The 24,713-nt window shown below is 52.6% G+C and carries 34 protein-coding genes; 29 read left to right on the top strand and 5 right to left on the bottom strand.

The window, feature by feature from the left end; translation table 11 throughout:
• The first annotated feature begins 43 nt into the window (after positions 1–43).
• The 9 genes from rpmG to KNP78_RS00625 all read left to right on the top strand — a co-directional run bounded on the left by rpmG (position 44) and on the right by KNP78_RS00625 (position 8,342).
• The gene (gene rpmG / locus KNP78_RS00665; protein WP_255313299.1) at positions 44–208 is read left to right on the top strand and encodes a 50S ribosomal protein L33; all 165 of its coding nucleotides are present in this window, start codon (positions 44–46) and stop codon (positions 206–208) included.
• A gap of 55 nt (positions 209–263) precedes the next feature.
• Positions 264–818 (top strand): 5-formyltetrahydrofolate cyclo-ligase, encoded by a 555-nt coding sequence (locus KNP78_RS00660; RefSeq protein WP_214823121.1) that lies wholly within the window; start codon positions 264–266, stop codon positions 816–818.
• Positions 797–1,567 (top strand): DUF92 domain-containing protein, encoded by a 771-nt coding sequence (locus tag KNP78_RS00655; protein WP_214797258.1) that lies wholly within the window; start codon positions 797–799, stop codon positions 1,565–1,567. Before KNP78_RS00660 ends, KNP78_RS00655 begins: the two co-directional genes overlap by 22 nt.
• Positions 1,568–1,736: 169 nt before the next feature.
• On the top strand, positions 1,737–2,693 hold the full coding sequence (locus KNP78_RS00650) for an L-lactate dehydrogenase (protein WP_034778040.1): 957 nt from the start codon (positions 1,737–1,739) through the stop codon (positions 2,691–2,693).
• Between the two features lie 151 nt (positions 2,694–2,844).
• Positions 2,845–3,897 carry a rhomboid family intramembrane serine protease gene (locus KNP78_RS00645; protein ID WP_214823120.1) on the top strand — a complete coding sequence of 351 codons (1,053 nt, stop codon included), beginning with the start codon at positions 2,845–2,847 and terminating at the stop codon, positions 3,895–3,897.
• Between the two features lie 15 nt (positions 3,898–3,912).
• Positions 3,913–4,935 (top strand): M42 family metallopeptidase, encoded by a 1,023-nt coding sequence (locus tag KNP78_RS00640; RefSeq protein ID WP_214823119.1) that lies wholly within the window; start codon positions 3,913–3,915, stop codon positions 4,933–4,935.
• Positions 4,932–5,126, top strand: a complete 195-nt coding sequence (locus KNP78_RS00635; protein WP_034778034.1) for a YqgQ family protein — start codon at positions 4,932–4,934, stop codon at positions 5,124–5,126. Before KNP78_RS00640 ends, KNP78_RS00635 begins: the two co-directional genes overlap by 4 nt.
• 93 nt (positions 5,127–5,219) lie before the next feature.
• Entirely contained in the window at positions 5,220–6,182 is a 963-nt protein-coding gene (locus KNP78_RS00630) for an ROK family glucokinase (protein ID WP_034778031.1), read from the top strand.
• Between the two features lie 243 nt (positions 6,183–6,425).
• The gene (locus KNP78_RS00625; RefSeq protein ID WP_214753112.1) at positions 6,426–8,342 is read left to right on the top strand and encodes an LTA synthase family protein; all 1,917 of its coding nucleotides are present in this window, start codon (positions 6,426–6,428) and stop codon (positions 8,340–8,342) included.
• Positions 8,343–8,422: 80 nt separating this feature from the next.
• Here the strand turns inward: KNP78_RS00625 and KNP78_RS00620 are convergent, their stop codons facing one another.
• On the bottom strand, positions 8,423–8,602 hold the full coding sequence (locus KNP78_RS00620) for a DUF2759 domain-containing protein (RefSeq protein ID WP_029595254.1): 180 nt from the start codon (positions 8,600–8,602) through the stop codon (positions 8,423–8,425).
• Between the two features lie 158 nt (positions 8,603–8,760).
• Here KNP78_RS00620 and KNP78_RS00615 point away from each other — a divergent pair, with 158 nt between their 5' ends.
• Entirely contained in the window at positions 8,761–9,381 is a 621-nt protein-coding gene (locus KNP78_RS00615; protein WP_214823118.1) for an MBL fold metallo-hydrolase, read from the top strand.
• A gap of 38 nt (positions 9,382–9,419) precedes the next feature.
• On the opposite strand, the gene KNP78_RS00610 is transcribed toward KNP78_RS00615, so the two are convergent.
• Positions 9,420–9,683: a DUF2626 domain-containing protein gene (locus KNP78_RS00610; protein ID WP_021067727.1), complete on the bottom strand. Its 264-nt coding sequence runs from the start codon at positions 9,681–9,683 to the stop codon at positions 9,420–9,422.
• A 250-nt stretch (positions 9,684–9,933) separates the two neighbouring features.
• Here KNP78_RS00610 and KNP78_RS00605 point away from each other — a divergent pair, with 250 nt between their 5' ends.
• The 13 genes from KNP78_RS00605 to gcvPB all read left to right on the top strand — a co-directional run bounded on the left by KNP78_RS00605 (position 9,934) and on the right by gcvPB (position 18,698).
• Positions 9,934–10,320 carry a Spx/MgsR family RNA polymerase-binding regulatory protein gene (locus tag KNP78_RS00605; RefSeq protein WP_052090134.1) on the top strand — a complete coding sequence of 129 codons (387 nt, stop codon included), beginning with the start codon at positions 9,934–9,936 and terminating at the stop codon, positions 10,318–10,320.
• 58 nt (positions 10,321–10,378) lie between these two features.
• Positions 10,379–11,185, top strand: coding sequence for an ATPase, T2SS/T4P/T4SS family (locus tag KNP78_RS00600; RefSeq protein WP_214706164.1), 807 nt, complete (start codon positions 10,379–10,381; stop codon positions 11,183–11,185).
• On the top strand, positions 11,167–12,144 hold the full coding sequence (locus tag KNP78_RS00595; protein ID WP_214823117.1) for a type II secretion system F family protein: 978 nt from the start codon (positions 11,167–11,169) through the stop codon (positions 12,142–12,144). The genes KNP78_RS00600 and KNP78_RS00595 overlap by 19 nt, the downstream gene beginning before the upstream one ends.
• A 17-nt stretch (positions 12,145–12,161) precedes the next feature.
• Positions 12,162–12,473 carry a prepilin-type N-terminal cleavage/methylation domain-containing protein gene (locus tag KNP78_RS00590; protein WP_034778021.1) on the top strand — a complete coding sequence of 104 codons (312 nt, stop codon included), beginning with the start codon at positions 12,162–12,164 and terminating at the stop codon, positions 12,471–12,473.
• Positions 12,470–12,907 carry a prepilin-type N-terminal cleavage/methylation domain-containing protein gene (locus tag KNP78_RS00585; RefSeq protein ID WP_138859259.1) on the top strand — a complete coding sequence of 146 codons (438 nt, stop codon included), beginning with the start codon at positions 12,470–12,472 and terminating at the stop codon, positions 12,905–12,907. Before KNP78_RS00590 ends, KNP78_RS00585 begins: the two co-directional genes overlap by 4 nt.
• A complete protein-coding gene (locus KNP78_RS00580; RefSeq protein ID WP_214823116.1) occupies positions 12,894–13,130 on the top strand; it encodes a hypothetical protein in 237 nt (78 codons plus the stop codon). Before KNP78_RS00585 ends, KNP78_RS00580 begins: the two co-directional genes overlap by 14 nt.
• Entirely contained in the window at positions 13,066–13,548 is a 483-nt protein-coding gene (locus tag KNP78_RS00575; protein ID WP_214823115.1) for a prepilin-type N-terminal cleavage/methylation domain-containing protein, read from the top strand. The genes KNP78_RS00580 and KNP78_RS00575 overlap by 65 nt, the downstream gene beginning before the upstream one ends.
• Positions 13,548–13,826 (top strand): hypothetical protein, encoded by a 279-nt coding sequence (locus KNP78_RS00570; protein ID WP_034778012.1) that lies wholly within the window; start codon positions 13,548–13,550, stop codon positions 13,824–13,826. Before KNP78_RS00575 ends, KNP78_RS00570 begins: the two co-directional genes overlap by 1 nt.
• Positions 13,819–14,304: a shikimate kinase gene (locus KNP78_RS00565; RefSeq protein WP_251128399.1), complete on the top strand. Its 486-nt coding sequence runs from the start codon at positions 13,819–13,821 to the stop codon at positions 14,302–14,304. The genes KNP78_RS00570 and KNP78_RS00565 overlap by 8 nt, the downstream gene beginning before the upstream one ends.
• A complete protein-coding gene (locus KNP78_RS00560; protein WP_214823114.1) occupies positions 14,301–14,639 on the top strand; it encodes a hypothetical protein in 339 nt (112 codons plus the stop codon). The genes KNP78_RS00565 and KNP78_RS00560 overlap by 4 nt, the downstream gene beginning before the upstream one ends.
• 147 nt (positions 14,640–14,786) lie before the next feature.
• Positions 14,787–15,860, top strand: a complete 1,074-nt coding sequence (gene gcvT / locus KNP78_RS00555; protein WP_214823113.1) for a glycine cleavage system aminomethyltransferase GcvT — start codon at positions 14,787–14,789, stop codon at positions 15,858–15,860.
• Between the two features lie 25 nt (positions 15,861–15,885).
• Positions 15,886–17,223 carry an aminomethyl-transferring glycine dehydrogenase subunit GcvPA gene (gene gcvPA / locus KNP78_RS00550; protein ID WP_214823226.1) on the top strand — a complete coding sequence of 446 codons (1,338 nt, stop codon included), beginning with the start codon at positions 15,886–15,888 and terminating at the stop codon, positions 17,221–17,223.
• Positions 17,223–18,698, top strand: a complete 1,476-nt coding sequence (gene gcvPB / locus KNP78_RS00545) for an aminomethyl-transferring glycine dehydrogenase subunit GcvPB (RefSeq protein WP_214753118.1) — start codon at positions 17,223–17,225, stop codon at positions 18,696–18,698. The genes gcvPA and gcvPB overlap by 1 nt, the downstream gene beginning before the upstream one ends.
• 91 nt (positions 18,699–18,789) lie before the next feature.
• Here gcvPB and KNP78_RS00540 read toward each other — a convergent pair whose 3' ends face one another.
• The gene (locus tag KNP78_RS00540) at positions 18,790–19,170 is read right to left on the bottom strand and encodes a rhodanese-like domain-containing protein (RefSeq protein ID WP_034778003.1); all 381 of its coding nucleotides are present in this window, start codon (positions 19,168–19,170) and stop codon (positions 18,790–18,792) included.
• 164 nt (positions 19,171–19,334) lie between these two features.
• Between KNP78_RS00540 and mntR the strand changes: the two genes are divergently transcribed.
• Complete coding sequence (gene mntR, locus KNP78_RS00535) at positions 19,335–19,763, top strand: transcriptional regulator MntR (protein WP_034778001.1); 429 nt, start codon at positions 19,335–19,337, stop codon at positions 19,761–19,763.
• Between the two features lie 178 nt (positions 19,764–19,941).
• Complete coding sequence (hpt, locus tag KNP78_RS00530; protein ID WP_034777998.1) at positions 19,942–20,469, top strand: hypoxanthine phosphoribosyltransferase; 528 nt, start codon at positions 19,942–19,944, stop codon at positions 20,467–20,469.
• 55 nt (positions 20,470–20,524) lie between these two features.
• Here hpt and KNP78_RS00525 read toward each other — a convergent pair whose 3' ends face one another.
• Together KNP78_RS00525 and KNP78_RS00520 are read right to left on the bottom strand one after the other, a co-directional pair.
• Positions 20,525–20,938, bottom strand: coding sequence for an SA1362 family protein (locus KNP78_RS00525; RefSeq protein WP_034777995.1), 414 nt, complete (start codon positions 20,936–20,938; stop codon positions 20,525–20,527).
• Between the two features lie 16 nt (positions 20,939–20,954).
• Complete coding sequence (locus tag KNP78_RS00520) at positions 20,955–21,899, bottom strand: DUF1385 domain-containing protein (RefSeq protein ID WP_214711441.1); 945 nt, start codon at positions 21,897–21,899, stop codon at positions 20,955–20,957.
• A gap of 142 nt (positions 21,900–22,041) precedes the next feature.
• On the opposite strand from KNP78_RS00520, the gene aroQ reads away from it, so the two are divergent.
• The 4 genes from aroQ to accB all read left to right on the top strand — a co-directional run bounded on the left by aroQ (position 22,042) and on the right by accB (position 24,707).
• Positions 22,042–22,479 carry a type II 3-dehydroquinate dehydratase gene (gene aroQ, locus KNP78_RS00515; RefSeq protein WP_034777992.1) on the top strand — a complete coding sequence of 146 codons (438 nt, stop codon included), beginning with the start codon at positions 22,042–22,044 and terminating at the stop codon, positions 22,477–22,479.
• Complete coding sequence (locus tag KNP78_RS00510) at positions 22,475–23,542, top strand: M24 family metallopeptidase (protein ID WP_371819156.1); 1,068 nt, start codon at positions 22,475–22,477, stop codon at positions 23,540–23,542. The genes aroQ and KNP78_RS00510 overlap by 5 nt, the downstream gene beginning before the upstream one ends.
• A gap of 29 nt (positions 23,543–23,571) precedes the next feature.
• Entirely contained in the window at positions 23,572–24,138 is a 567-nt protein-coding gene (efp, locus tag KNP78_RS00505; protein WP_021067706.1) for an elongation factor P, read from the top strand.
• Between the two features lie 113 nt (positions 24,139–24,251).
• On the top strand, positions 24,252–24,707 hold the full coding sequence (gene accB, locus KNP78_RS00500) for an acetyl-CoA carboxylase biotin carboxyl carrier protein (protein WP_214823111.1): 456 nt from the start codon (positions 24,252–24,254) through the stop codon (positions 24,705–24,707).
• The last annotated feature ends 6 nt before the right edge of the window (positions 24,708–24,713 follow it).

Below are 24,713 nucleotides of genomic sequence, written 5' to 3'. Positions count from 1 at the left end.
GCTTAGACTGTAAAGCAAAAGCACTTGATACAACATCAGTAAGATGGGAGTGAAAGAAATGCGCGTTAAAATCACACTAGCTTGCACAGAAACAGGCGATCGCACGTACATCACGAAGAAAAACAAACGTAACAACCCAGAGCGCCTCGAATTGCGCAAATACAACCCACGTCTCCGTCGTCACACGCTTTACCGCGAAGTGAAATAATGAGACTGGCCGTCACTCATGTGGCGGCCTTTTTTTTGAACAAGGGGGAATTGAAGTGATTGAAAAGAAACTACTCCGGCAAAATGTACATCGTCAAATCCGTGAACTCGACGACCGACCGGACCGGGACCGCGTCATCATACATACATTGACCGAACTGAAGGCGTGGCGAGAGGCGGATACGGTGGCCGTCACGCTCGCCCTCGATTTAGAGATTGATACGTTGCCACTCATTCGCTTAGCTTGGCAGGCAGGAAAATCGGTGTTCGTGCCGAAAGTTACAAAACAGGGACTTACGTTCCATGAAATTCATTCGTTCGAAGACCTTGAGTCGGGCGTCATGGGTATTTTAGAGCCGACGACGGTCGCGACGACGCGGACGATTGACGTCTGTATCGTGCCGGGACGTGTCTTTAACCGATCCGGGTATCGGATCGGCTGGGGTGGGGGGTATTACGACCGTTTTTTAGCGACGTATGAAGGTGTCACCATCTCGTTGGCCTATGACGTCCAACTGCTCGATGAAATCCCGGTCGAGCCACACGACATTCCTGTCGAATTTATCGTGACGGAAAGGGAAACGATTCTATGCTCGCCATCTTTCTCGTAACTTGTCTGGTAGCCTTCGCCGGCTATCGTCTGCGCTCACTGACCCGTTCTGGGGCTGTCTTGACGGTCGTGACGGGTACAGTCATTGGGTACGGATTTGGTTGGTTCGGGCTCTATTTGCTCGGTGTCTTCTTTTCGACGTCATCGCTCGCCTCGAAATACCGTTCCCGCGACAAAGAGCCTGTCGATGAAATCGTTGAAAAATCGGGACCTCGTGACTTCGTTCAAGTGCTCGCCAACGGTGGTATCGGTATGGCGACGGCGCTCGGTACGTTACTTACACCGAACGATGCCTGGTTATTCGCGTACATCGCTTCGATTGCGGCGGCGACGAGCGACACTTGGGGCTCCGAGTTCGGGGTGCTCGCCAAACAAAAACCGCGCTCCATTTTGACGTTCCGCGAAGTGGAACCGGGAACGAGTGGCGGGGTGTCTCCGTTCGGGACGTTCATGTCGGTCGCGGGGGCAACGGTCATTATCGTCGCTTCGTTGCCATTTATCGATATCAGCTTACGGTTCGCCGGCTTGTTGATTGCTCTCGGGTTGACCGGAAGCGTTGTCGACACTCTCCTTGGGGCGACGGTTCAACGCAAGTTTCGCTGTCGTGTATGCGGTAAGTTGACCGAGAAGAAAGTCCATCATCACGAGCCGACGACTTACGTTTCAGGCTGGCGCTTTCTCGGCAATGACGCCGTCAACTTTTTGGCGATCGCCTCGGCGGCGGCGATTAGTTTCCTCTTGCTGCGATGAGGGTAGTACAGTCAGTGAAGATGTTTCAAATGAATGTGAATATTGTCACAATATTGCCAAACTGAAAACGGTTTCCCTTGTAGTGAGTGTTTGTGAATGATGTTACAATCTTTATGTAACAGACAAAACAAAAACATGAAACAGATTGTTCGAAGGGTGGAGAATCAATATGGAAACATTAAATCATGCTAAAGTAACACGCGTCGCGCTCGTCGGGGCCGGAGCGGTCGGTGCCAGCTTTGCTTACCAATTGACGACAGCTAGTCTCTGTGAGGAACTTGTGATCATCGATATCAACAAATCGAAAGCTGAAGGGGAAGCAATGGACTTGAATCACGGTGTCTCGTTCGCCTCTTCACCGATGCGCGTCTGGGCAGGAGACTACACAGACTGTGGTGCAGCAGATATCGTCGTCATCACTGCCGGCGCACCGCAAAAACCAGGTGAAACACGTCTCGACCTCGTCGAAAAGAACGCCAAAATCATGAAGTCGATGATTGGGGACATCATGGCATCTGGTTTTGATGGCATCATCATCATCGCCTCAAACCCGGTCGACATCATGACCCACTTGGCTTGGAAATATTCAGGATTACCGAAGCATCGGGTGTTCGGTTCAGGAACGGTACTCGATACGTCACGTCTTCGCTACATGCTCGGTGATTACTTCAACGTCGATCCACGTAACTGCCACGCTTACATTATGGGCGAGCATGGCGACACAGAGTTCGCGGCATGGAGCAACGCCCGCATTTACGGAAAATCGGTCGAACAGTTGCTTGAAGAGAATGACGAGTACACATGGGAAGACCTCGAAGATATCTACGTCAACGTTCGTGACGCAGCCTACCATATCATCGAACGTAAAGGGGCGACGTACTACGCCATCGGTCTTGGTCTCCTTCGTCTTGTCAAAGCCGTGCTTCGCAACGAGAACACGTTATTGACGGTCGGCGCGCACTTGGACGGTGAGTACGGTTTGAACGACATCCACATCGGGGTACCAGCGATCATCAACCGTCAAGGTGTCCGTCAAGTCGTGGAAATCGAGTTATCAGAAGAAGAAAAACAAAAGATGCATCATTCGGCAGAAGTGCTCTTGAAAACGATGCAACCTGTCTTATAAAACCGAGCAATCCTTCGCTCATCACCGTAGCCGCCTAACGCCGCTACGGTTTTTTTGTCATCCGCTCTTCTCGACACGTTGCATAGAGGCTCTCTTTTGTCGCCAGCTATAATTTCCTTTAAAATAAAAGTATAGAAGGAGGTGACCATCGATGTCAGAGCCAGCTTGTTTTTGGGAAGACGTATATCGTGCGGTCGAATCGGGAGGGCGCATCGAGGGCATCTTAGAGCCGTCGCGGGCACTTTTATTGTTCGACACGAAAGCGGGGGACGTCTATCACCTCTACATACGGACGGACAAAGCCTGGGCGAACCATGTCGGCATGGACGTCGAGGCGGTCATGAACTCGTTTCGATTGGCCCGCATCGGTCGTGAGAAGTTACACGTCCACATTTACGGCGATCCGCTTGTCGATGAGGAGCGCCTATCGTCCCTCAAGTTCCCGATTGCGGCGAAAGTGAAGCTCGGCATGAGACCGTGTGGGCAAACAGAAGAGTCGTACCGACCACGGGCCGTCGCGCTCGATCAACAACGGAAGAACGAACTAAAGCAACGGTTCTCCTTCGGGAAACCACAATTCGTCTATGGACTCATGTTCGTGACGTTTCTTGTCATGTGGTTCGCCGAATCGATCGGGTCGACGCTCGACCCGAATACGCTCATCCGCTTCGGGGCGAAAGTGAATCCACTCATCGACGAAGGGGAATGGTGGCGCCTGGTCACACCGATGTTTCTCCATATCGGCTGGTTCCATTTCGCAATCAATATGTTCGCGCTTTGGTCGCTCGGTCCGCTCGTTGAACGGATGTACGGTTCGTCACGCTTCGTCACCATTTATTTGTTAGCCGGCGTCATCGCCACAGTCGCCTCTTACGCGTTCAGCGAAGCCATATCGGGCGGGGCATCGGGGGCGCTGTTCGGGCTCGTCGGGGCACTCCTCTATTTTGGCCTTCGAGACCGTTCCTTATTTATGAAGACGCTCGGTCCGCCGCTGTTTATTATGTTAGGATTAAACGTAGGACTCGCTTTCGTCCTTGGCGCTAGTTTGGACCATTCCGCACATGCGGGGGGGCTGGTCGGGGGCTTTTTGATGGCGGGAGTGGTCGGCTTGCCGGATGAGCATACGAAGAAGCGCCGCCTGTTGTTTGCGGTGATCGTACTCGTGGCATCTGGAGCGTTATTCTGGTTCGGCTATAATCGATGACAAAGGAGTAAGGATATGATTAATACGTTGAAGCAACTGGTTGAAATTCCGAGTCCGTCGGGCATGACGGATGAGGCGATCGGCTTCGTGGAGCAAGAACTCACGAATCTCGGCGTCGCCACGAAACGCTTGAATAAAGGAGCGCTCCTGGCGACGTTTGACGGGGAATCGGATCGGGCGCGCCTGTTGACGGCTCACATCGACACGCTCGGGGCGATGGTGAAAGAGATTTTGCCGAGTGGCCGTCTAAGGTTGACACAAGTCGGCGGCTACGCCTGGACCGCCATTGAAGGGGAGAACTGTTTGGTCCATGCGGAGGCGGGTGAACCCGTCGAAGGAACGATTCTTATCCATCAATCAAGCGTCCATGTGTATAAAGACACGAACAGTGCCGAACGGACGGCATCAAATATCGAGGTACGACTGGACGCTGACGTTCATTCGGCTGAAGACGTGCGTGCCCTAGGCATCGAGGTCGGGGACTTTGTCTCGTTCGATCCACGCTTTCGCCAGACGAACGCGGGCTATATCAAATCTCGACACCTCGACGATAAGGCGTCCGTCGCCATTTTGCTCGACTTGGCAAAAGACCTCGTCGGCGCCGACTTGCCACATCCGGTCCATTACTTGATCTCCAACTATGAAGAGGTCGGGTTCGGGGGCAACGCCGGGATACCAGAAGCGGTGACCGAATATATCGCCGTCGATATGGGAGCGCTCGGGGACGGCCAGCACTCGGACGAATATACGGTTTCAATCTGCGCGAAAGATTCATCAGGTCCGTACGATCTTGGATTACGCCGTCAGTTCACCGCGTTGTGCCGGGAACACGGTATCGCCCATAAAGTCGATATTTATCCGTATTATGGATCCGATGCCTCGGCAGCAATCAGTGCCGGCTACGATGTACGCCATGCACTCCTCGGACCAGGCATCGAGTCGAGCCATAGCTATGAGCGGACGCATACAAAATCGCTCGAAGCGACACGGGAACTGCTCTATCGTTATGTGCTCACGACGATGGGAGACGGACGATGAGAAATTTTTATGATGTCCAACAATTCTTGAAATCATTCGGGACGATCATTTATATCGGCGAACGCGATGCCGAGATTGGCCTCATGATGATGGAACTCGACGAGTTGCATGCCGGCGGGATGATTGAACAACGAGAGTATGACACGGCCAAGATCATTTTGACGCATGAATTGAAAAATTCAATAGATTGACAGAAAAACCCCTAGTGCAAAGGTTTGCACTAGGGGTTTAATAGTGTAAACTATGGGATGAAAGCGATTTAATCGAGATGAGGAGTGGAACAGATGAAGTGGTTATTAGGAATCGACATTGGTGGGACGACGGTGAAAATGGCCGTCTTAGATATGAACGGGATCATTTCTGACAAATGGGAGATCACGACGGACATTCGAGAAAACGGGGTACATATTCCGACTGATATCGCTGCTTCATTCGAGGCTTATCTAGAAAAATCGGGCAAAGCGAAAGAGGAGTTCGCCGGTGCGGGGATCGGGGCACCTGGATTCATCAACTTCTCCGAGGGTGTCGTCGAATACTCGCCGAACATCGGTTGGAAAAACTTTGCGCTCGTCAGCGAGTTTGAGAAAGCCGTGGGATTGCCGGCCGTCCTAGAGAACGACGCGAACGCCGCCGCACTCGGTGAGATGTGGAAAGGTGCCGGTGAAGGCGCGTCAGAACTCCTTGCCATTACACTCGGCACGGGCGTCGGTGGCGGTGTCATCACGAATGGAAACATCGTCCACGGGGCAGCAGGGATGGCTGGAGAGATTGGTCACATCACTGTTGAACGTGACGAGTCGAAAGCCGTCATGTGCGGTTGCGGACGCAAAGGTTGCATCGAGACGATCGCTTCGGCGACAGGTGTCGCCCGCTTGGCGCTCCAAAAACGAAAAAATCGGACGACGTCGTTGAACGAGTTGAAAGAAGTGACGGCACGTGACGTGTTTGAAGCGTTCAAGGCGAACGATCCCGTCGCCACAGAAGTCGTCGAAGAGATGACCGAATATCTCGGCCTAACGATCTCAAATATCGCCAACACGTTGAATCCAAAGATGATTGTCATCGGTGGAGGGGTCTCGAAAGCGCGTGAAGCGCTCCTTGAACCGCTCGATGAGCAGTTCAAACGGTTCGCGCTTGAACGCGTCTACGCCTCGACCACGTTCAAAATTGCGGAACTCGAGAACGACGCCGGTGTCATCGGGTGTGCTTGGCTCGCCCGCAAACATTTCTTGCCAACCCGTGTCTAATAATTGTCCATGCACGCCTGCGTCTTGACGCAGGCGTGTTTTTCATATGGAACGGGTATGGGATAATGTAAAATTTGTAATGACAGAGTTGATTTTTTGTTAAAAAAGGGGTAAGATTTGGACTTGATACCGGACTGTTATCGTACGTGAAATGGATAACAAGCTTACTGGACTTATAAAAAAAATAGGGGGACGGACTCCGTTTGAGCTCGTCACCCGTTGAACAGAGGAGGAGGCCGTCAGATGAAGTCATCTCAGAGCTTTTCGAAGCTTACTATGCGACTGAATGATACGGTCCGCGCTTCGTTTCAAGAATATCGGTTATTTTGGATCTTTTCGCTATTACTTTGGACGAAGACGTACGTAGTTTACCAATTTTTCTTCAATATCCCGATTGAAAACACCGCACAAGCATTCATCTTGCTGATCAGCCCGATCAGCTCCACTTTATTCCTATTCGCCTTCAGTTTCTTCTTTAAAGGAAACAAGCAGAAATGGGTATTGTACATGCTCTATGCTGCGGCGTCGTTCATCTTATTCGCAGACGCCGTCTATTACCGCGAGTTCACCGACTACTTGACGATGCCGGTCATTTTGCAACCGTCGAACATGGAGACGTTGTCGACGTCGTTCACGTCACTGTTGGAGTGGAAAGATTTGATCATCCTTGGGGACGTCCTTATCTTGCCGTTCATCCTCTGGCGCATTAATGCGACAGCAACGGCTGCTTCCCATCGCAGAGCGCTCGTGACGTTCGCGACGGCGGTCGTCGTCTTCTTGTTCAACTTGTCGCTCGCTGAAACGGAACGTCCTGAACTGTTGACGCGTTCGTTCGACCGGGAGCTGTTGGTCAAGAATATCGGGACGTTCAACTTCCACGTCTATGACGCCATGCTTCAAACGAAGACATCGGCTCAAAAAGCGATGGCCGATGGGTCGGAGCTTGCAAAGATTGAACAGTACACCCGTCAACATTACGCGGCACCGAACCCGGACTACTTCGGGAAATATAAAGGCAAAAACGTGATCGTCGTCTCTTTCGAGTCGGCCCAAAACTTCACGCACAACATGAAGGCCTCGAACGGCGAATACATCACGCCGAACTTGAACAAATTGATCGAAGAGTCCCACTACTGGCCGAACTATTACCATACGGTCGGACAAGGGAAGACGTCAGATGCCGAGTTCGCGCTCGATAACTCGCTCTATGGCCTCCCGCGTGGTGCCGTCTACTTCACGAACGCCGACAACGAGTATCAGGCGCTTCCTGAATTGATCAAGGAAGACAACTATTATTCGGCCGTGTTCCACGCCAACAACAAGTCGTTCTGGAACCGGGACTTGATGTATAAAAATATCGGCGTTGATCAATTCTTCGACGAGAAGAGTTATGACCTCGGTAACCCCGAGGATATGACGGAGTGGGGACTTCTCGACGACAGTTTCTTCGAACAGTCGATCCCGATGCTCGAAGAGTTGCCGGAGCCGTTCTACGCGAAGTTCATCACGCTCACGAACCACTTCCCGTACACGATGCCGAGCGAAGACTATGAGCTCGTCCCGAAATTCGAGACGAACTCGACGACGCTCAACAACTTCCCGCAGGCGCTCGCGTATCAGGATTACGCGCTCGGGTTGTTCATCGATGAGTTGAAGGCGAACGGTATGTGGGATGACACGATCTTCGTCGTCTACGGTGACCATTACGGCATCTCGACGAACCATAACGACGCGATGGCCGACCTGCTCGGGAAAGACGAGTTGACGCCATACGACGTCGCCAAGCTCCAAGCGGTCCCGTTCGCGGTCCACTTACCGGGACAAGCCAAGGGCGAAGTACATGACACGATCGGCAGTCATGTCGACATGAAACCGACGATCCTTCACTTGCTCGGAATCGACACGTCGGACACGGTCGGATTCGGTAGCGACTTGTTATCGGAAGACCGGACGAGCCGCGCCATCTTCCGTGACGGCACCGTTATCACCGAGGAGTATGTCTGGACGCAATCGACATGCTATGACGCCTCGAGTGGTGAAGTCGTTGAGGACGTTTCACTTTGTGGACCGGATAGTGAAGAAGCAGAGAAGATTCTCCAAATGAATGATGACTTGATTTATTCGGATCTGCTTCGTTTTAAAGAACAGACCGAACAGTAACAAACAGCGCCATCCCGGCTAAGCCGGGATGGCGCTGTTTGTTATACAAAAAAAGACGACCGAGGTCGTCTTCATGCTCATTAGCCTGGGATTCCACCGTAAATCAATGTCGCGACGCCGAAGAATCCAAATACGAGTACAGTGACCGCGGCGAAAGCCAGTGGAAAGAATTGGCGTTTCTTAAACGAACGGGCCATTCCCCAGATTGCAACGAGTGCAACGATGAGCGAGATCCATCCAAATGGTTCATACAAATGCATGACGAGTTCCCCCTTTATTATACGTCATGAAATTCATAAAAATTTCACTGAAATATCATTATTATTTTATCCGATAATGTACACGCTGTCGAGCAAAGAAAGCCTCCGCTACAATTTTGCCACAATATCGATTAGAATGGGATGTGGAGGTGTTCTGAATGAATATTGTAAAAATCACATCGGGCTTGGCCCAAGAGAACGGATACGTGCTCGAGAAAGACGGGACGGTCCTCATCGTCGACCCAGGTACGGACGATCCGAAATTCTTTGAGGCGGTCGAACGCTTCGGTGGCTTGAACGCCATCTTGTTGACACACGCCCATTTTGATCATATCGGTGGCATCGATGCCCTGCGTGATCGTTACGCCGTACCGGTGTACGTCCATGAAGCGGAACGGACGTGGTTGATGGACGACGAGAAGAACGGGGCGGCGAAGTTCCATCTGCCGAGCGCATCGATGCGTCCGGCCGAACGGGTCTATCAAGGTAAAATGCTCGAAATCGGTGCCTTCACGATTGAGTTGCATCACACGCCTGGTCATTCGCCGGGCAGCGTCACGCTCCACATCCCGACGGAACGCATCGCCTTCTGTGGGGATTTGATTTTCAAACAGTCGGTCGGACGGACCGATTTATACGGTGGCGACCAGGCCACTTTGCTCGGATCGATCGATCGGATGCGACAGCTGTTACCAGGCGAGACCGTGCTCTATTCCGGACATGGGCCGAAGACGACGCTCGAGGCCGAAATCCGGACGAATCCATTTTTCGAGCGATGAATCAAAAAAAGATTGTCTCACGAGGAGACAATCTTTTTTTACATTTGGAAGTTACTCCAATACGTGAAGACGACGAAGAAGACAGTCAAATACGCGCCGAACACGTATACATACGTTTTTTCAGTGAGTTTCAAGTAGCCGAGTGCGACGAAGAAAATAGTTTGAGCTAAAAAGACAAGACCCATTACGACGAAGTCACCACTATGTTCGCTACTGCTTTGATCTCCACCGAGTGCGCCTACGAAAGCAAGCGCCGCGATCAACCCAGTCCAAAAGCCTAGGACACGGAACATTCTCGCCATGTTAATCCCCCCATACGTGCATTATTCCATTCTCATTCACTATTTTACCAACACATTCAGAAAAATGCTATGGAAACGTGTGAATTGAGCAAAATAATCGTGAAAAATATGTGAAATAATTAGGTTGTACAAACTTGTACAAAAAAAATAAAAAAACTTGTACAAACTATGTACAAAACGGGTATAAGGTTGTATAATCGATTTACACACATCGAACGAATTGGTTCTCAACTTCAAAGGAGGTATTAAAATGGCAAATGAATTGATGTTCTATACGTATCCGAGCTGTACCTCATGCCGTAAGACGAAAGCGTTTTTACAAGAGCAACACCTCGAGGTGAGCGAGCGCCATATCTTCCGGAACGCCCCGACGGTAGATGAGTTGATGACGCTGTTAGCACTCAGTGAAAACGGTGTCGACTCGCTTCTCGCGACGAGAAGTCAGGCGTTCAAACAACTCGACATCGACGTCGAAGATTTGAAGCTAAGTGAATTGCTCAAATTGATGAGCGACAACCCGAAACTATTGAAACGTCCAATCTTGACGGATGGCAACGAAGTCATTGTCGGCTATGACAAAGCGACAATCGAGGCGTATGCCCGCCGTTTCGAATCAACAACTGCAAACGTATCCTGACACAAGTCCACTTTCCAAGGAGTGGGCTTTTTTTTATGCTCTTATTGAGGTGGTGGAGATGAAACGAGTGATCGAGCGTGTCGTGGGAGCGGCGCGAAATTTGAATGCGAGCGATGTCCATTTTATGCCATACGGAGACGAGGTGATGATTCAAGTTCGCCACGGGACGCTCTTGCATCGACTGGAGTCGATGACACGGTTTGACTACGAACGGTTGACGTTACATATGAAATATTGGTGCTCGCTAACGGAAACGGATCATCGCGTGCCTCAGTCTGGTATGTACGTCGGGACGGAGGACGCGATCCGGGTCACGTTTTTACCTTCGTTCGACCATACGCTTATGTCGTGGCGACTCCCGAACGCCTCGTTTCAGTTGTCCGAGTTGCTAGACGATGAGGATGTGAACCGCTTTTTGAAGTTGGCTATGCTCCGGCAGGGATTGTTATTGATTGGCGGCGCGACGGGGGCAGGTAAGACGACGGTCCTCTACGCATTTTTGCAAAGTTTGGGCGGCCGCCGAATCGTGACGATCGAGAACCCTCCGGAGAAGCAGGTGCCGGGAGTGATTCAACTCGAGGTCAACCCGAAAGCGGGACTTGACCATCGCAGTCTATTGAAAGAGACACTTCGGGCCGACCCAGACGTCATCGTCATCGGAGAGATCCGGACGAGCGAGGAGTTGCGGGTGGCACACGACGCGGCGCTCAGTGGCCATTTGACGATCGCGACGTTCCACACGGCGAGTGTCGAGGACGGCGAACATCGGCTCGAACAGCTCGTCGGCAAGATGGAGGTCGCCCGTCATTGGTGCATCCTGCACCGCGAAGAGGAGGTGAGCTGTTCATGGTCCGAGACCAGATGAGTAAAGACTTGTTCACGATCCGTCGCTTTCTCAGGCTGCAGGCCCGTGGTGTCGGATTGAAAAAGACGTTCGAAACACTTGAGCTTCATGAACGAGGGAGAGCAAAACAAGTGATTCGGGACATGCGGCTTCAACTCGAGCAAGGTCGGCCGCTCGCCGAAGTGTTCTCGGGACTCGTCACCGATCCAAGAATGCGCGAGATGCTCGTCACGGCGGAGCGGGGCCATCACTTTTTAGAAGGGCTCGAGCAAGTGCTCGTCTTGTCGACGATGCGCCGGAACCTGCAGCAAGAGCTCAAGCAGTTAGCGCGGTATCCACTCGTGATTTTGACGATGCTGCTCGGACTCGGGGCGATTTATGCGCTCTATATTTTCCCGAAATTGCTGTCGATGGTGGACGTCGCGGCGCTAGATGGGGTAAGCGCAATTCTGTTGTCCCGTTGGTTTTTCCCGGGTCTATTCATCGGCTTGCTCGTGACCGGGGCGGCCCTCTACTGGAACGGGAGACGCGGTCGGCTCTTGCCGCTACGTCTCGTCGAACGGGGCAGGCGGCTGTACGTCACGTATTTGTTCGTCAGTGAGCTCTCGCTCTTAAGTGAAGGGCAAGGTTCGGTCCGTCATATCATCGAGCGTTTGTCTCGGGGTGACGGGGAAGTCGCGGCCATCGCGAGACGGATCCATGAGCGTATGTCGGACGGTCTTGAACTCGAAGAGGCGGCCCGGCAAGAACGGTTGCTCGAGCATGAGGTCGTCAGTCTCTTCGGCGTCGGTACGGTAAGTGGTGAGCTGGGATCGATCATGACGTTGCATCGTGATCTCGTGTTTGAAGAGATGGAATTGTATTGGAAACAACTAATCACTAAGGCCGAGCCGGTATTATACGGATTTTTGACGATGATGGTGACAATGATTTTTTACACGATTTATTTGCCGGTCAAATTGATCATGGCCCAACTATAACAAGGAGGAACAACAACATGACACGATTCAAATCAGAACAAGGGTTCACGCTCGTTGAAATGGCTGCCGTCTTACTCATCATCTCGGTTTTACTGTTACTGCTCGTTCCCTCGATGTCAGACGGGAAATCCCGGGCAGATAGTGTCAGTTGTGAAGGGAGTGTGCGCATTGTCGAGTCGGAAATCAACTTGTATTATGCGGAACACAAATCCTATCCGGAGACGTTGGCGGTCATCGAACGGGCCTCGACGGAGAGTCCGCTCGAGTACAGTTGTCAATCGATGGTCTACACGTACGCCCCGACGACCGGTACGTTGACAAAACAATGAGGCAAGACGGATATACGTTCGTCGAGATGGCATCCGTCCTCGTCATCTTGTCGCTCCTGCTGTTAATGACGACCCCGGTCGTCCGTTCGATGGATCGATTGGCCTTGTTTGATTTCACCGAGGCACTTGTGAGCGATATCAACGAGGTTGGCCAATATCCATACGTCGCCGCCGATGAATCATGTGTGCCGCGTCTACGGTGGTACATAAAAGAACGGCGCTATCAAATCGCCTGTGGGATGACGCCGATCGCATCGCGCGTTGTACCCGATGGGGTCGAGATGAGTCTCCCGGCCACAAGTGAGATCGTCTTCTCACGTACAGCGGCGACGTATGCAGGGCAGTGGAAGTTTTATACGGGACCGACGATGGTGACGTTGAAGTTTAGAATGGGGACGTATGAGCCGGAGGTGCTTCGCGTTGAAGGGCGATGAACAAGGTATCACGTTTTGGGAAATCTGCCTTAGCCTGGCGCTCCTCCTGGCATGGGTCGGGGTCGTGGCACCTTTTGTCGAGGGCGCGACGGAACGGGTCGACCGTCTCGAAACGACCGTTCGGCGTTATGAGCGGCTTCAAGGGGAGGTGTTGCACGATGCGGTCGAACCGAGCGGACGTACGGAAATCTGTGATGGCGACCTATGTCTCCCGGCGCTTTGAGCGGGGGTTCACGCTACTTGAAGTGAGCTTCACGTTGCTCTTAATCCCGCTGTTCATTGGACTCACGGTTCACTTGTTGGCACTTGGCCAGGCGTTTTATGAGCAACCACGAGAAATAGTGCCGACGACGCCCCAACTGATCGTGCGTAAACTTTTCGATAGCCGGGATTGCGTTGTCGAATCGGGACGTCTTGTCGGCACATACGTGCGCCCGGACGACACAACGTGGACGTGGACGCTCAAACAGATCGATCGCAATTTGGTCATGGTCGGAGACGAGGGAGGGAATTTACTATTTTTAAGAGGAATCGAGACGTATCAGGTCGAACCGGTAGGAGAGGGTTTTCGCATCCGGTGGACCGACGCGACCGGCCCCCGCGAGAAGAGCGTGATGTGCATGCGCGCGGATACTTTGTGATGTCGACGTTAATCGTGTTGACGTGGTTACTCGGCGGAGCGATGTTTTGGTATACTGATATGGAACGAACGACCGACCGACTGGCGCTCGATATTTTGGCGATCCGCTTCGAATCACACGTCATGGTCGCCAAACGGTCCTGTGGTCCGTCCGCCGTCACGGTGACAAAACCGACCGGGACGATTAACTGTCGACCGCTCGGCAGCGGGACGGTCGAGGTCGAGATTCGCCTTGAGACCGGAGAACGACATAAAGAGGTGATTTATTTCGATGACTAAACCGTTTTACATCATCGGGTTTATGGGTACAGGTAAATCAAGCTTAAAACGATATCTTGAAAAATCGAATCACGTCGTCGATTTGGATGAGCTGTTCGAAATGGACGTCCAAATGGACATCCCCGCATATTTTGACTGTTACGGGGAGGAAGCGTTTCGCCTGCAAGAAAGTGAGATTTTGCGACAGGCGAGCGCTGCCTATATCGTGACAGGCGGCGGAATCGTCGAACGAGACGAAAATCTCGATTGGATGCGCGAAAACGGTGTCGTCATCGCACTTGATCTACCGTATGAGATGTGTTGGGACCGAATCAAAGACTCGGACCGGCCTCTCGTGCGCCACGGCAAGGCGGCCGTCGAAGCGTTGTACGAACGTCGGCGGCCGCTCTACGCGCGTGCCGATTACGTGCTTGACGCCTCGCTCAGCACAGAAGCAATCGCGCATACCTTATATCGGTTGAAGGAGGAAGATACATGATTTGGATCAATCTCGGCATCATTGTGCTCGCACTAGTCGGGCTCGGTTTGTATGGGTTCTTATTGTACCGTAACAAGATGAAGACGGACGTGCGGCGGGTCACCCGTTTGACGGAACGTTTCCAGATTCGCGCGAACGTCATCCAAGGTCTCGTCAATGAAATCAAGCAACACGTCGATACGGTCAACGCCTCTGTGAAGCAGATGAAGGCCTATTCCGTTAACGTGAAAGATGAGACGACGGAGCTTAAGCAAGCGACGATCGGACTGACGAAAGAAATTAAACGGACAGCTGGAATCGAACGCCCAGACGTTTCCACTGAGACCAAAATATGAAATAATGAGGATGAAAACGTTTTCGTTTTCCATCCTCTTTATTTTTGCCCATTTTAGCTAGGCATAGCCATGAAAAATTGATAAAGTGGAATAGAAAACGAAATATTTCACGCATTACATTATTTACGTTCGGGATTGGGGGATAATATGGAGAAAGTATCGTTAAAACGTACGCCTTTGTATGATTTGATTTCCGTAAAGGCGAAGATGGTGGATTTTGCGGGGTTTGAGATGCCGATCATGTTCTCATCGATTAAAGAAGAACATCAGGCGGTGCGTAACGAGGTCGGCATGTTCGATGTGTCGCATATGGGGGAGATTCGGGTCGAAGGTCCGGATGCGCTCGAGAGCGTGCAACGTCTCGTCACGAATGACGTCTCGAAATTACAGATTGGTCAGGCCCAATACAACTTGTTCTGTTTGCCTGACGGCGGTGTCGTCGATGATTTGCTCGTCTATCGACTCGATGAAGATGCGTTTTGGCTCGTCGTCAACGCCTCGAACATCGAAAAAGACGTGGCCCACGTTCGTCAGTATGTGACTGGTGACGTCACGGTGACCGATGAGTCTGACGCCTATGGTCAAATCGCGATTCAAGGACCGATGGCCGAACATGTGCTGGCTCGCTTGACGGACTTGCCGCTAGCAGACATCAAATTTTTCCGGTTCATGACCGGCGACGTGGCCGGCGTGTCGACCATCGTCTCACGCAGTGGCTATACGGGAGAGGACGGGTTCGAACTCTACGCCCGGGCCGAGGACGTGGCCGTAATCTGGTCGGCGTTAGAAGCAGAAAACGTCACTCCATGCGGACTCGGGGCCCGCGATACGCTCCGTTTCGAGGCATGTTTGCCATTATACGGGCATGAGCTCGATGAGACGGTCACGCCGTTCGAGGCGAACTTGAACTTTGCCGTCAAACTCGATACCGATTTCGTCGGTAAGGATGCCCTCGTGAAGCAAAAAGAAGATATCCCGCGCCGATTGATCGGCTTACGCTTGCTTGGGCGCGGCATCGCCCGTCAAGGGGCAACGGTCGAAGTTGACGGGGAGACGATTGGTGTCGTCACGACCGGCACGATGCCGCCGACGGTGAACGAATCGATCGCCTGGGCGCGTGTCGACCGCCGTTTCGCGGAGGCGACACACTTTATCGTTGAAGTTCGGGGCAAAAAAATAGAAGCCGAACGAGTGCCGACACCGTTCTATAAACGTAAATGATACAGGGGGATTCAGAATGAACAGAATGGAGTTTCGTTATTTACCGATGACAGAGCAAGATGAGCGTGACATGTTGCAGACAATCGGCGTCGAGTCGATTGAAAACCTACTCGAAGATATTCCGGCATCGCTCCGGGAGACGGCTTCTTTAGCGGCCATCGGTGCGCCGCTTCCGGAAGTTGACCTTGTTCGTCATATGACGAAGCTCGCCGAGAAGAACGTGCACACGAAATCGACTCCGAGTTTCCTCGGGGCCGGAATGTACGATCACCTCTCTCCGAGCGTCATGAACCACATTCTTCTCCGTTCCGAGTTCTATACAGCCTATACGCCGTATCAGCCGGAAATCTCGCAAGGTGAACTCCAAGCGATGTTCGAGTTCCAAACGATGATTTGCGAATTGACGGGCATGGACGTGGCCAACTCGTCGATGTACGACGGCATCACAGCCCTCGCTGAAGCAACGTATCTCGCGAGTGCCCATACGAAGAAAAAACGTGTCGTCGTCTCGGGAGCGGTCCATCCGGAAGCGAAGGACGTCATCCGGACGTATGCCGGTGGGCCAGGGCTCACGGTCGAGTATACGGACGTTAACGCCGGATTGACCGACGTGACAGACATCGATTTGACGGACGCCTCGTGTCTCGTCGTCCAATATCCGAACTTTTATGGACGCGTCGAGGACTTGTCAGCCCTCGCGAAAGCAGCGCACGACGCCGGCGCCTTGTTCGTCGTGTCGAGCAATCCGCTCGCGCTCGGGATTTTGGAGTCGCCGGGTGCGCTCGGGGCCGACATCACGGTCGGTGACGCCCAACCGTTCGGGATTCCGCAAAGCTTCGGCGGCCCGTCATGTGGATACTTCGCCGTCAAAAAAGCGCTCATGCGCAAACTTCCGGGTCGTCTCGTCGGACAGACGGTCGATGAGGATGGCAAGCGCGGCTTCGTCTTGACGCTTCAGGCCCGAGAGCAGCACATCCGTCGTGACAAGGCAACGTCGAACATTTGCTCGAACCAAGCGCTCAATGCGCTCGCAGCATCGATCACGATGTCCGCACTCGGGAAGTACGGGATTCGTGACATGGCCGTCCGTAACATTCAAACGGCCCATTACATGAAAGAAACGCTCAAAGCGGCCGGCTATACGGTTATCGATGAAGGACCGATGTTCAACGAGTTCGTCGTCGACTTCGGAATCGATGCGGAGCAAGTATCGCGTCACCTGCTCGACAATGGTATCATCGGCGGTTTGCCGCTCGGGACGTATGAAACGGACCGTCAGACCCAGATGTTGCTCTGTGCGACGGAGCTTCGAACGAAAGAAGAAATCGATTTATTTGTTGAAGTGGTTGGGGGGATGAACTGATGCAACACGAACAAACGCTTATCTTTGAGGTGTCACGTGAGGGGCGGACTGGCTACAATTTGCCGACGCCGACGGTACCGGAAGTCGATTTGGAGACGCTCTTGCCGGCTTCGATGGTTCGACAAGAGGCGGCCGAACTGCCAGAAGTGTCTGAACTCGATGTCGTACGCCATTACACGTCGCTCTCGACACGTAACCACGGAGTCGACTCCGGTTTCTATCCGCTCGGTTCGTGCACGATGAAATATAACCCGAAAGTGAATGAAGACATGGCCCGACTTCCTGGCTTCGCCCATATTCACCCGTTGCAGCCGGTCGAGTCGATTCAAGGGGCGCTCGAGCTCATGGTCGATCTGCAAGAACAACTTGCTGAGATCACTGGCATGGATGAAGTGACCCTGCAACCTGCAGCCGGGGCCCATGGGGAATGGACCGGTCTCATGCTCATCAAGGCGTTCCACCATCACAACGGTGATATGGAACGGACGAAAGTACTCGTGCCTGATTCGGCACACGGAACGAACCCGGCCTCGGCCGTCGTCGCCGGTTTCGAGACGGTAACGGTCAAGTCGGATGAGCGCGGGCTCGTCGATTTGGAGGATTTGAAAGCGAAAGTCGGGACGGATACGGCAGCGCTCATGCTGACGAACCCGAACACGCTCGGTTTGTTCGAGGCTGATATTTTAGAGATTGCCAAAGTCGTGCACGAGGCCGGCGGCAAACTGTATTACGACGGTGCTAACTCGAACGCGATTCTAGGCATCGCCCGTCCTGGGGATATGGGCTTCGACGTCGTCCACTTGAACTTGCACAAAACGTTCACAGGGCCGCACGGCGGTGGCGGGCCGGGTTCTGGTCCGGTCGGGGTGAAACGCGATTTGATTCCGTACTTGCCGACGCCGATCGCGCGCCGCTCTGAGTCTGGCTTCACGCTCGATTATGATCGCCCGCAATCGATCGGTCGCATCAAACCGTTCTATGGCAACTTCGGGATCAACGTCCGGGCTTATAGCTACATCAAGACGATGGGTGCGGAAGGGTTGACGCGCGTCTCACGCGAAGCGGTATTGAACGCCAACTATATGTTCGCCCGTTTGAAAGATGCGTTCGATGTGCCGTATGACACGTTCTGCAAGCATGAGTTCGTCTTGTCTGGAAAACGTCAGAAAGCACTCGGCGTTCGGACGCTCGATATCGCCAAACGCTTGCTCGATTTCGGTTATCACCCACCGACGATTTACTTCCCGCTCAACGTCGAGGAGTGCATCATGGTCGAACCGACGGAGACGGAGTCGAAAGAGACACTCGATGCCTTCTGCGATGCGATGCTCCAAATCGTCAAAGAGGCGGAAGAGAATCCGGAAATCGTTCAGACGGCCCCGCATACGACGGTCGTCAAACGCTTGGACGAGACGCTTGCGGCTCGGAAACCGGTGCTCAAATACGAACGACGCCAACCGTCGTCAATCAATTGAATCCGAACCCGCTCACTATTCGTGAGCGGGTTTTTTTCTGGAAATAAAAAAACGTCCCTCCTCGGAGTGAGGAGTGGACGTGGTGGGCAGGTCAGTCTTTCTTGACTTTCCCTTTCCAGTTTTTGAAACCGCCATCGAGCATGTAAATGTCGGTATAACCATTTTTCATAAGCAATTTGGCCGCCTGGTTCGAACGCGACTTGCCTTGGCAATACATGAGGATCGGCTGATCTTTGCGAAGTTCTTTCATGCGTAGTTTTAATTGGCCGACCGGGATGTTACGGGCGCCGACGATGTGGCCTCCCTTATACTCGTTCGGTTCACGGACGTCAATCAATTGTCCTTTACGGAGCGACGCACGAAACTCTTCTTGTTTCATTTTCTTCAAACCGCGTGCCGGCAAGAAACGCCAGACGATGTATGCGATGAGCGCAGCCCATAGGATGATGACGAGGATAGTTTCGATTCCCATTGATGTTCTCCCTTTCTCTATTAAGTTTCACCAACATCCATTATAAAGAATTTAAGGTCATGAGACAATGATTGACTGATGGATTTACCCGTTCTGCTTTCGGTTTCTAGGTGGTTGCGTTAAAATAGAGGTTGCAGAACGGAACATAAGGGGAGGCTACGCCCATGCCGACACCGAGTATGGAAGATTACTTAGAACGAATTTATTTGCTAATGGTCGAGAAAGGATACGCCCGCGTGTCCGATATCGCCGAACATTTAGGGGTGCATCCCTCCTCTGTCACGAAAATGGTGCAAAAGCTCGACCGGGAAGACTATTTGATTTATGAGAAATATAGAGGACTCATGTTGACGAAAAAAGGTCAAAAAATCGGGAAACGACTCGTCGAGCGTCATGCGATGCTCGAATCATTTTTACGTTTGATCGGTGTCGACGAGGCCCATGTCTACGAAGACGTCGAAGGGATCGAGCACCATTTGAGCTCGAACACGCTTGATTGCATGACCCAGTTCGTCGAATTTTTTGAAGATAAGCCCGAACTGATGGCCCAGTTTCGCGCGTTTCAAGAACTGAATACGAACGACGATGAGTGAGTCTAGATGACCGCGACCGATGAATCGATTCGGGAGCGGTCTTTTTTTATCAAAACGCCTCTAGAACCGAACAATGAAACGTTTTAATTGAATTTTAGTCTGTTTTTGGTTTGTTTTTGTGATAGAATGGGTGCTGGTAAGAATGATAAGGGGGTGACGGCGAACAATCGCCGACATGATGGATATTCAAATCAAAGGGAAACTGTTTGACGAAGCACAAATCAAACAGCGCGTGGCGGAACTCGCTGAACAAATCGAACGGGATGCGGCCGGGACACCAATCGTCCTTGTGGCCGTCTTGAAAGGGTCGCTCGTCTTTGCGGCTGATTTGATGAGACAGATGACGGGCAGTGTCCAACTTGATACGGTGGCGACGTCTTCTTATGGGAAGAAATCGACTTCGAGCGGGAACGTCCAACTCCGGAAAGATTTAGACCTCGATGTCGAAGGGAAGTACGTCGTCATCATCGAAGACATCATCGACACGGGACAGACGCTCAAATTCTTATGTCAGCATATGACGTTACATCAACCGGGGCAATTGAAGATTTGTACACTTCTCGACAAGCCGGCCCGCCGACTCGTCACGCTCGACGCCGATTACGTCGGCTTCGAGATCCCGGATGAGTTCGTCATCGGGTACGGTATCGACTACGCCGAACAGTATCGCAATCTACCGTATATCGGTTTCGTTGAAACGGACTGACTTCCGAATCACGATAAAAAACGAACCAGGTCGCCCGTGGCGATCTGGTTCGTTTTCACATGTTCGCTTTCTTTTTCTTCTTGCCTTTCTTCCCCTCGATGACGGTGAGGTGAGGGGCGTCGCTACGATGCGTCGAACGAGCCGGGCGCTTCGAGAGTTTCGTCACGTTTGAACCAGGTTTCGCTTTCTTTTTCGTCGTCGCGGACGGTTTCACTTTAGGGTTCGCACCGGGACGTTGCATCCGTTTTTTGGAAGCCTGAGCGGTCTTCCGGTACCGCATATCCTCGGCTGAGATTTTAGGAGCCATGAACACACGGTAAATCACATAGAAGATTAACCCGAAAATACCGATGAAGAGCAACTGTCTGAACAAGCGACCGGGGTCGGTCGCGAGCATATGTCCGACTCCGATGAAGCCTAAGATGAACACGATCGTGGCAGCGGTCGTACCGATTCTTTGTCTGATCATGGTGCTTTCCTCCTCTTTATCCCTCTCTTTGCGCGGCCGGTTGACCTAGTTCTGAACGTTCCCATGTTTCGAAAGCCTCGATGGCGACGCGGATTTGCTCATCGTTTGGTTCACGCGTCGTCAACAGCTGTAGCGATAGTCCCGGCTTGCCGAGGACGGATAGGAAGCGATGTTCACGAAAACGGTTTGTGAATTGGAGCACCTCGAACGAGATGCCGATGACCACCGGTAATAAGGCGATGCGGCTGACGAGTCGGACCCAGAGCGGGTCGATCGGGACGACCATATAGACGCCGATGCCAACGAAAACGGTGAACAGGATGAAGCTTGACCCACAGCGATAGTGGAGGCGTGAGCTCGAGCGGACGTTGTCGACGGTGATCGGTCGTCCGGACTCATAACAGTTGATGACCTTGTGTTCAGCGCCGTGATATTGAAACACGCGTCGAATGAGCGGTGTCAAGGAAATCAAATAGAGGTAACTGAGCAGCAATACTAATTTTATTCCCCCTTCGAGGAGGTTTTGAATCACGTGACCGGACAATGCGGGCACGCTTTGGAACATGGCGGCGAGCAGGGCCGGTGTGACGTTAAAAATCAGCTTGCCGAACACGTACGAGATGATCCCGACGACCGCGATCATGATGACCATCAAGATGTTCTGTTTCTTCTCATCCGGTTTCGTCGCCTCGTCCTCGCTCGGGTCGACGTCATAGCGATCACTGGCGAAGTTCATGTGGGCGGAACCGTTTTTGAGCGATTCGTATAAGGCGACCACGCCGCGCAGGAACGGGACTTTCTTTAACGATTGGACCCAGGGGACGAGGATGCGAGGTTGCTCGAACGTCTCGATGGATCCGTCCTTCCGGCGGATTGCCGAGGCACTCTCGGCGCGTCCTTGAAACATGACGCCTTCCACAAGCGCTTGGCCTCCAACGGGGATCAGTGGTTTAGTTTTCATGACATTTCCTCGATTCCTACAGTTATATAGTTGAATTATACCGTGATTCACCTAAAAAACGAAACCACATGAACGTCAATTGTCGCTACAACCGTTAAATTTGTTACAATAGAGGCGACTTGACGAACAGGGGGGAAGACTTGTGCACATACTCGTCTTGAATGGGCCGAATTTGAATCTACTCGGGAGACGTGAACCGGACGTATATGGTGACGTCTCGTTGAAGGGACTGACAGCGGAGCTGTTGCTCGCCGCACCAGATGACGTCCAGTTGACGTTCGTCCAATCCAACCATGAAGGCGAACTGATCGACGCGCTACACGAAGCGTACGATTATGCGGGGGTCATCTTCAACGCCGGGGCGTATACACATACGTCAATCGCGCTCCGAGATGCCATCGCCGCCATCAAGGCCCCGGTCGTCGAAGTACATATCTCGAACGTGCATGCACGAGAGTCGTTTCGTCATGAATCCAAGCTCGCCGGCGTCTGTCTCGGCGTCATCAGCGGCTTCGGGTTGACGAGTTACACGCTCGCGTTGCAGGCGCTGATCGAACATTGGAGGAATCGACATGATTGAACGGGTCAACAAACTGCAAGCTCAGCTAGAAGCGAACGGAATTGACGGATTGCTCGTGACGAAACGGAAGAATATCCGCTACTTGTCGGGGTTCACCGGGTCGAGTGGCGTCCTTGTGATCACGCCAAAGTCGGCGAGCTTCATCACCGACTTCCGCTACACGGAACAGGCCGCGAGCCAAGTGAAAGGGTTCGACATCATTGAACACAAGACATCGCTCATCAAGTCGGTCGCAGAAGTCGTGGACCGGGAAGCGGTCGCACGCCTCGGTATCGAGCAAGATGACATGACGGTCGGGCAATTCCGGACGTATGAAAAAGACGTCAACGCCGAACTCGTCGAGACATCAGGCATCGTCGAAAAGCTACGCTTGATTAAGGATGAGTCAGAGATTAAGATAATGAAGGAAGCTGCGGCGATTGCGGATGCGGCGTTCACCCATATCCAGTCGTTTATCCGCCCGGGCCGGACAGAGAAAGAGGTCGCGAATGAACTCGAGATGTTCATGCGTGCTCAAGGAGCCGACTCGTCGTCGTTTGATATGATCGTTGCATCGGGCCATCGCTCGGCATTGCCGCACGGTGTGGCCAGTGATAAGGTCATCGAGGCAGGCGAACTCGTGACACTCGACTTCGGGGCTTACTATCAGGGGTACTGCTCGGACATCACGCGCACGCTCGCCGTCGGAGAGATCTCAGACGAGTTGCGCAACATCTATGATACGGTACTCCGCGCACAACTCGCGGGTGTCGAAGGCACGAAAGCCGGGATCACGGGAATCGAGGCGGACGCGTTGACGCGTGATGTGATCAAAGAAGCCGGTTATGGTGAGTACTTTGGGCATTCGACGGGACACGGTCTCGGCATGGAAGTCCATGAGGCGCCAGGGTTGTCATTCCGTTCGGAGACGATGCTCGAACCGGGGATGGTCGTCACGGTCGAACCAGGCATCTACATCGCCGGAATCGGCGGATGTCGCATCGAGGACGATATCGTCATCACTGAGACTGGCAATTTCCGTCTCACGCAGTCGCCAAAAGAGTTAATTACGATTGAGGCTTGAGTCTCAGCTCATCTTAGGAGGAAATCAACATGGTATCAGTTAACGATTTAAAAACAGGCTTAACGGTCAAAACGTCGGACGGATCGATTTGGCAAGTCATCGAATTCCAACACGTCAAGCCGGGTAAAGGCGCGGCTTTCGTTCGTACGAAGATGCGTAACTTGCGCACGGGGGCGATTCAAGAGACGACGTTCCGTGGCGGCGAGCGCATCGAGCGTGCCCACATCGAACGTAAGCGTATGCAGTACCTCTACCCGATGGGCGACACGTACGTGTTCATGGACACAGAGTCGTATGAGCAGCTCGAACTCACGGGCGAGCAAGTGAAAGCGGCGCTCCCGTACATGCTTGAAAACATGGAAGTGAGCATCGCTGACTACGATGGCGAGATTCTCGGCATCGAGCTCCCGACGACGGTCGTCTTGACGATTGTCGAGGCCGATCCAGGCGTCAAAGGTGACACGGCATCGAACGTGAAGAAAAACGCGACGGTCGAAACGGGCCACATCATTCAAGTGCCGCTCTTCATCGAGCCAGGCGAAAAAGTAACGGTCGACACGCGCACAGGCGAGTTCACGGGCCGCTATAACGGGTAAGGCAAAGGGTGTCCATTCTTCGGAATGGGCCCTTTTTTTGTCGTTGCATTCACTGGTCTGACCAGTTATAGTAGAGTAGAGATTAGTACCAGGTATAAACAGGGGGTTATTTCATGCAAATCGAACATATTAAAGAGCTGATCACAATGCTCGATCAGACGTCCGTCCACGAGTTGGAGCTCGAGACGTCTGAATTTAAACTATCATTGAAAAAAGAAGCGGCCCCGCAACTCGCCGCCCATCATACACCAGTCGCCCAAGCGGCGCCGGTCGCTGCACCTACACCGGCCGCTCAGGCGGAGCAAGCAGTCACACCGGAAGCGGCCCCGAGCAACCTACGGACGATCACGTCACCAATGGTCGGGACGTTCTATTCGCGACCGGCACCGGACAAGGATGCCTACGTCCAAGTCGGCGATCGTGTCGAAGCTGGACAAGTGGTCTGTATTTTAGAAGCGATGAAGCTGTTCAATGACGTCGAGGCGGAAATCAGCGGAGAAATCGTCGAGATGCTCGTCGCTGACGGCGATTTAGTCGAATACGGTCAAGCGCTCTTCAGCGTGAAGTGAGGTGTC

Source organism: Exiguobacterium sp. s28, assembly GCF_018618135.1.
Taxonomy (GTDB): domain Bacteria; phylum Bacillota; class Bacilli; order Exiguobacteriales; family Exiguobacteriaceae; genus Exiguobacterium; species Exiguobacterium mexicanum_A.
The sequence above is the reverse complement of the archived record's forward strand: the minus strand, read 5'-3'. Positions and strand labels throughout refer to the sequence as shown.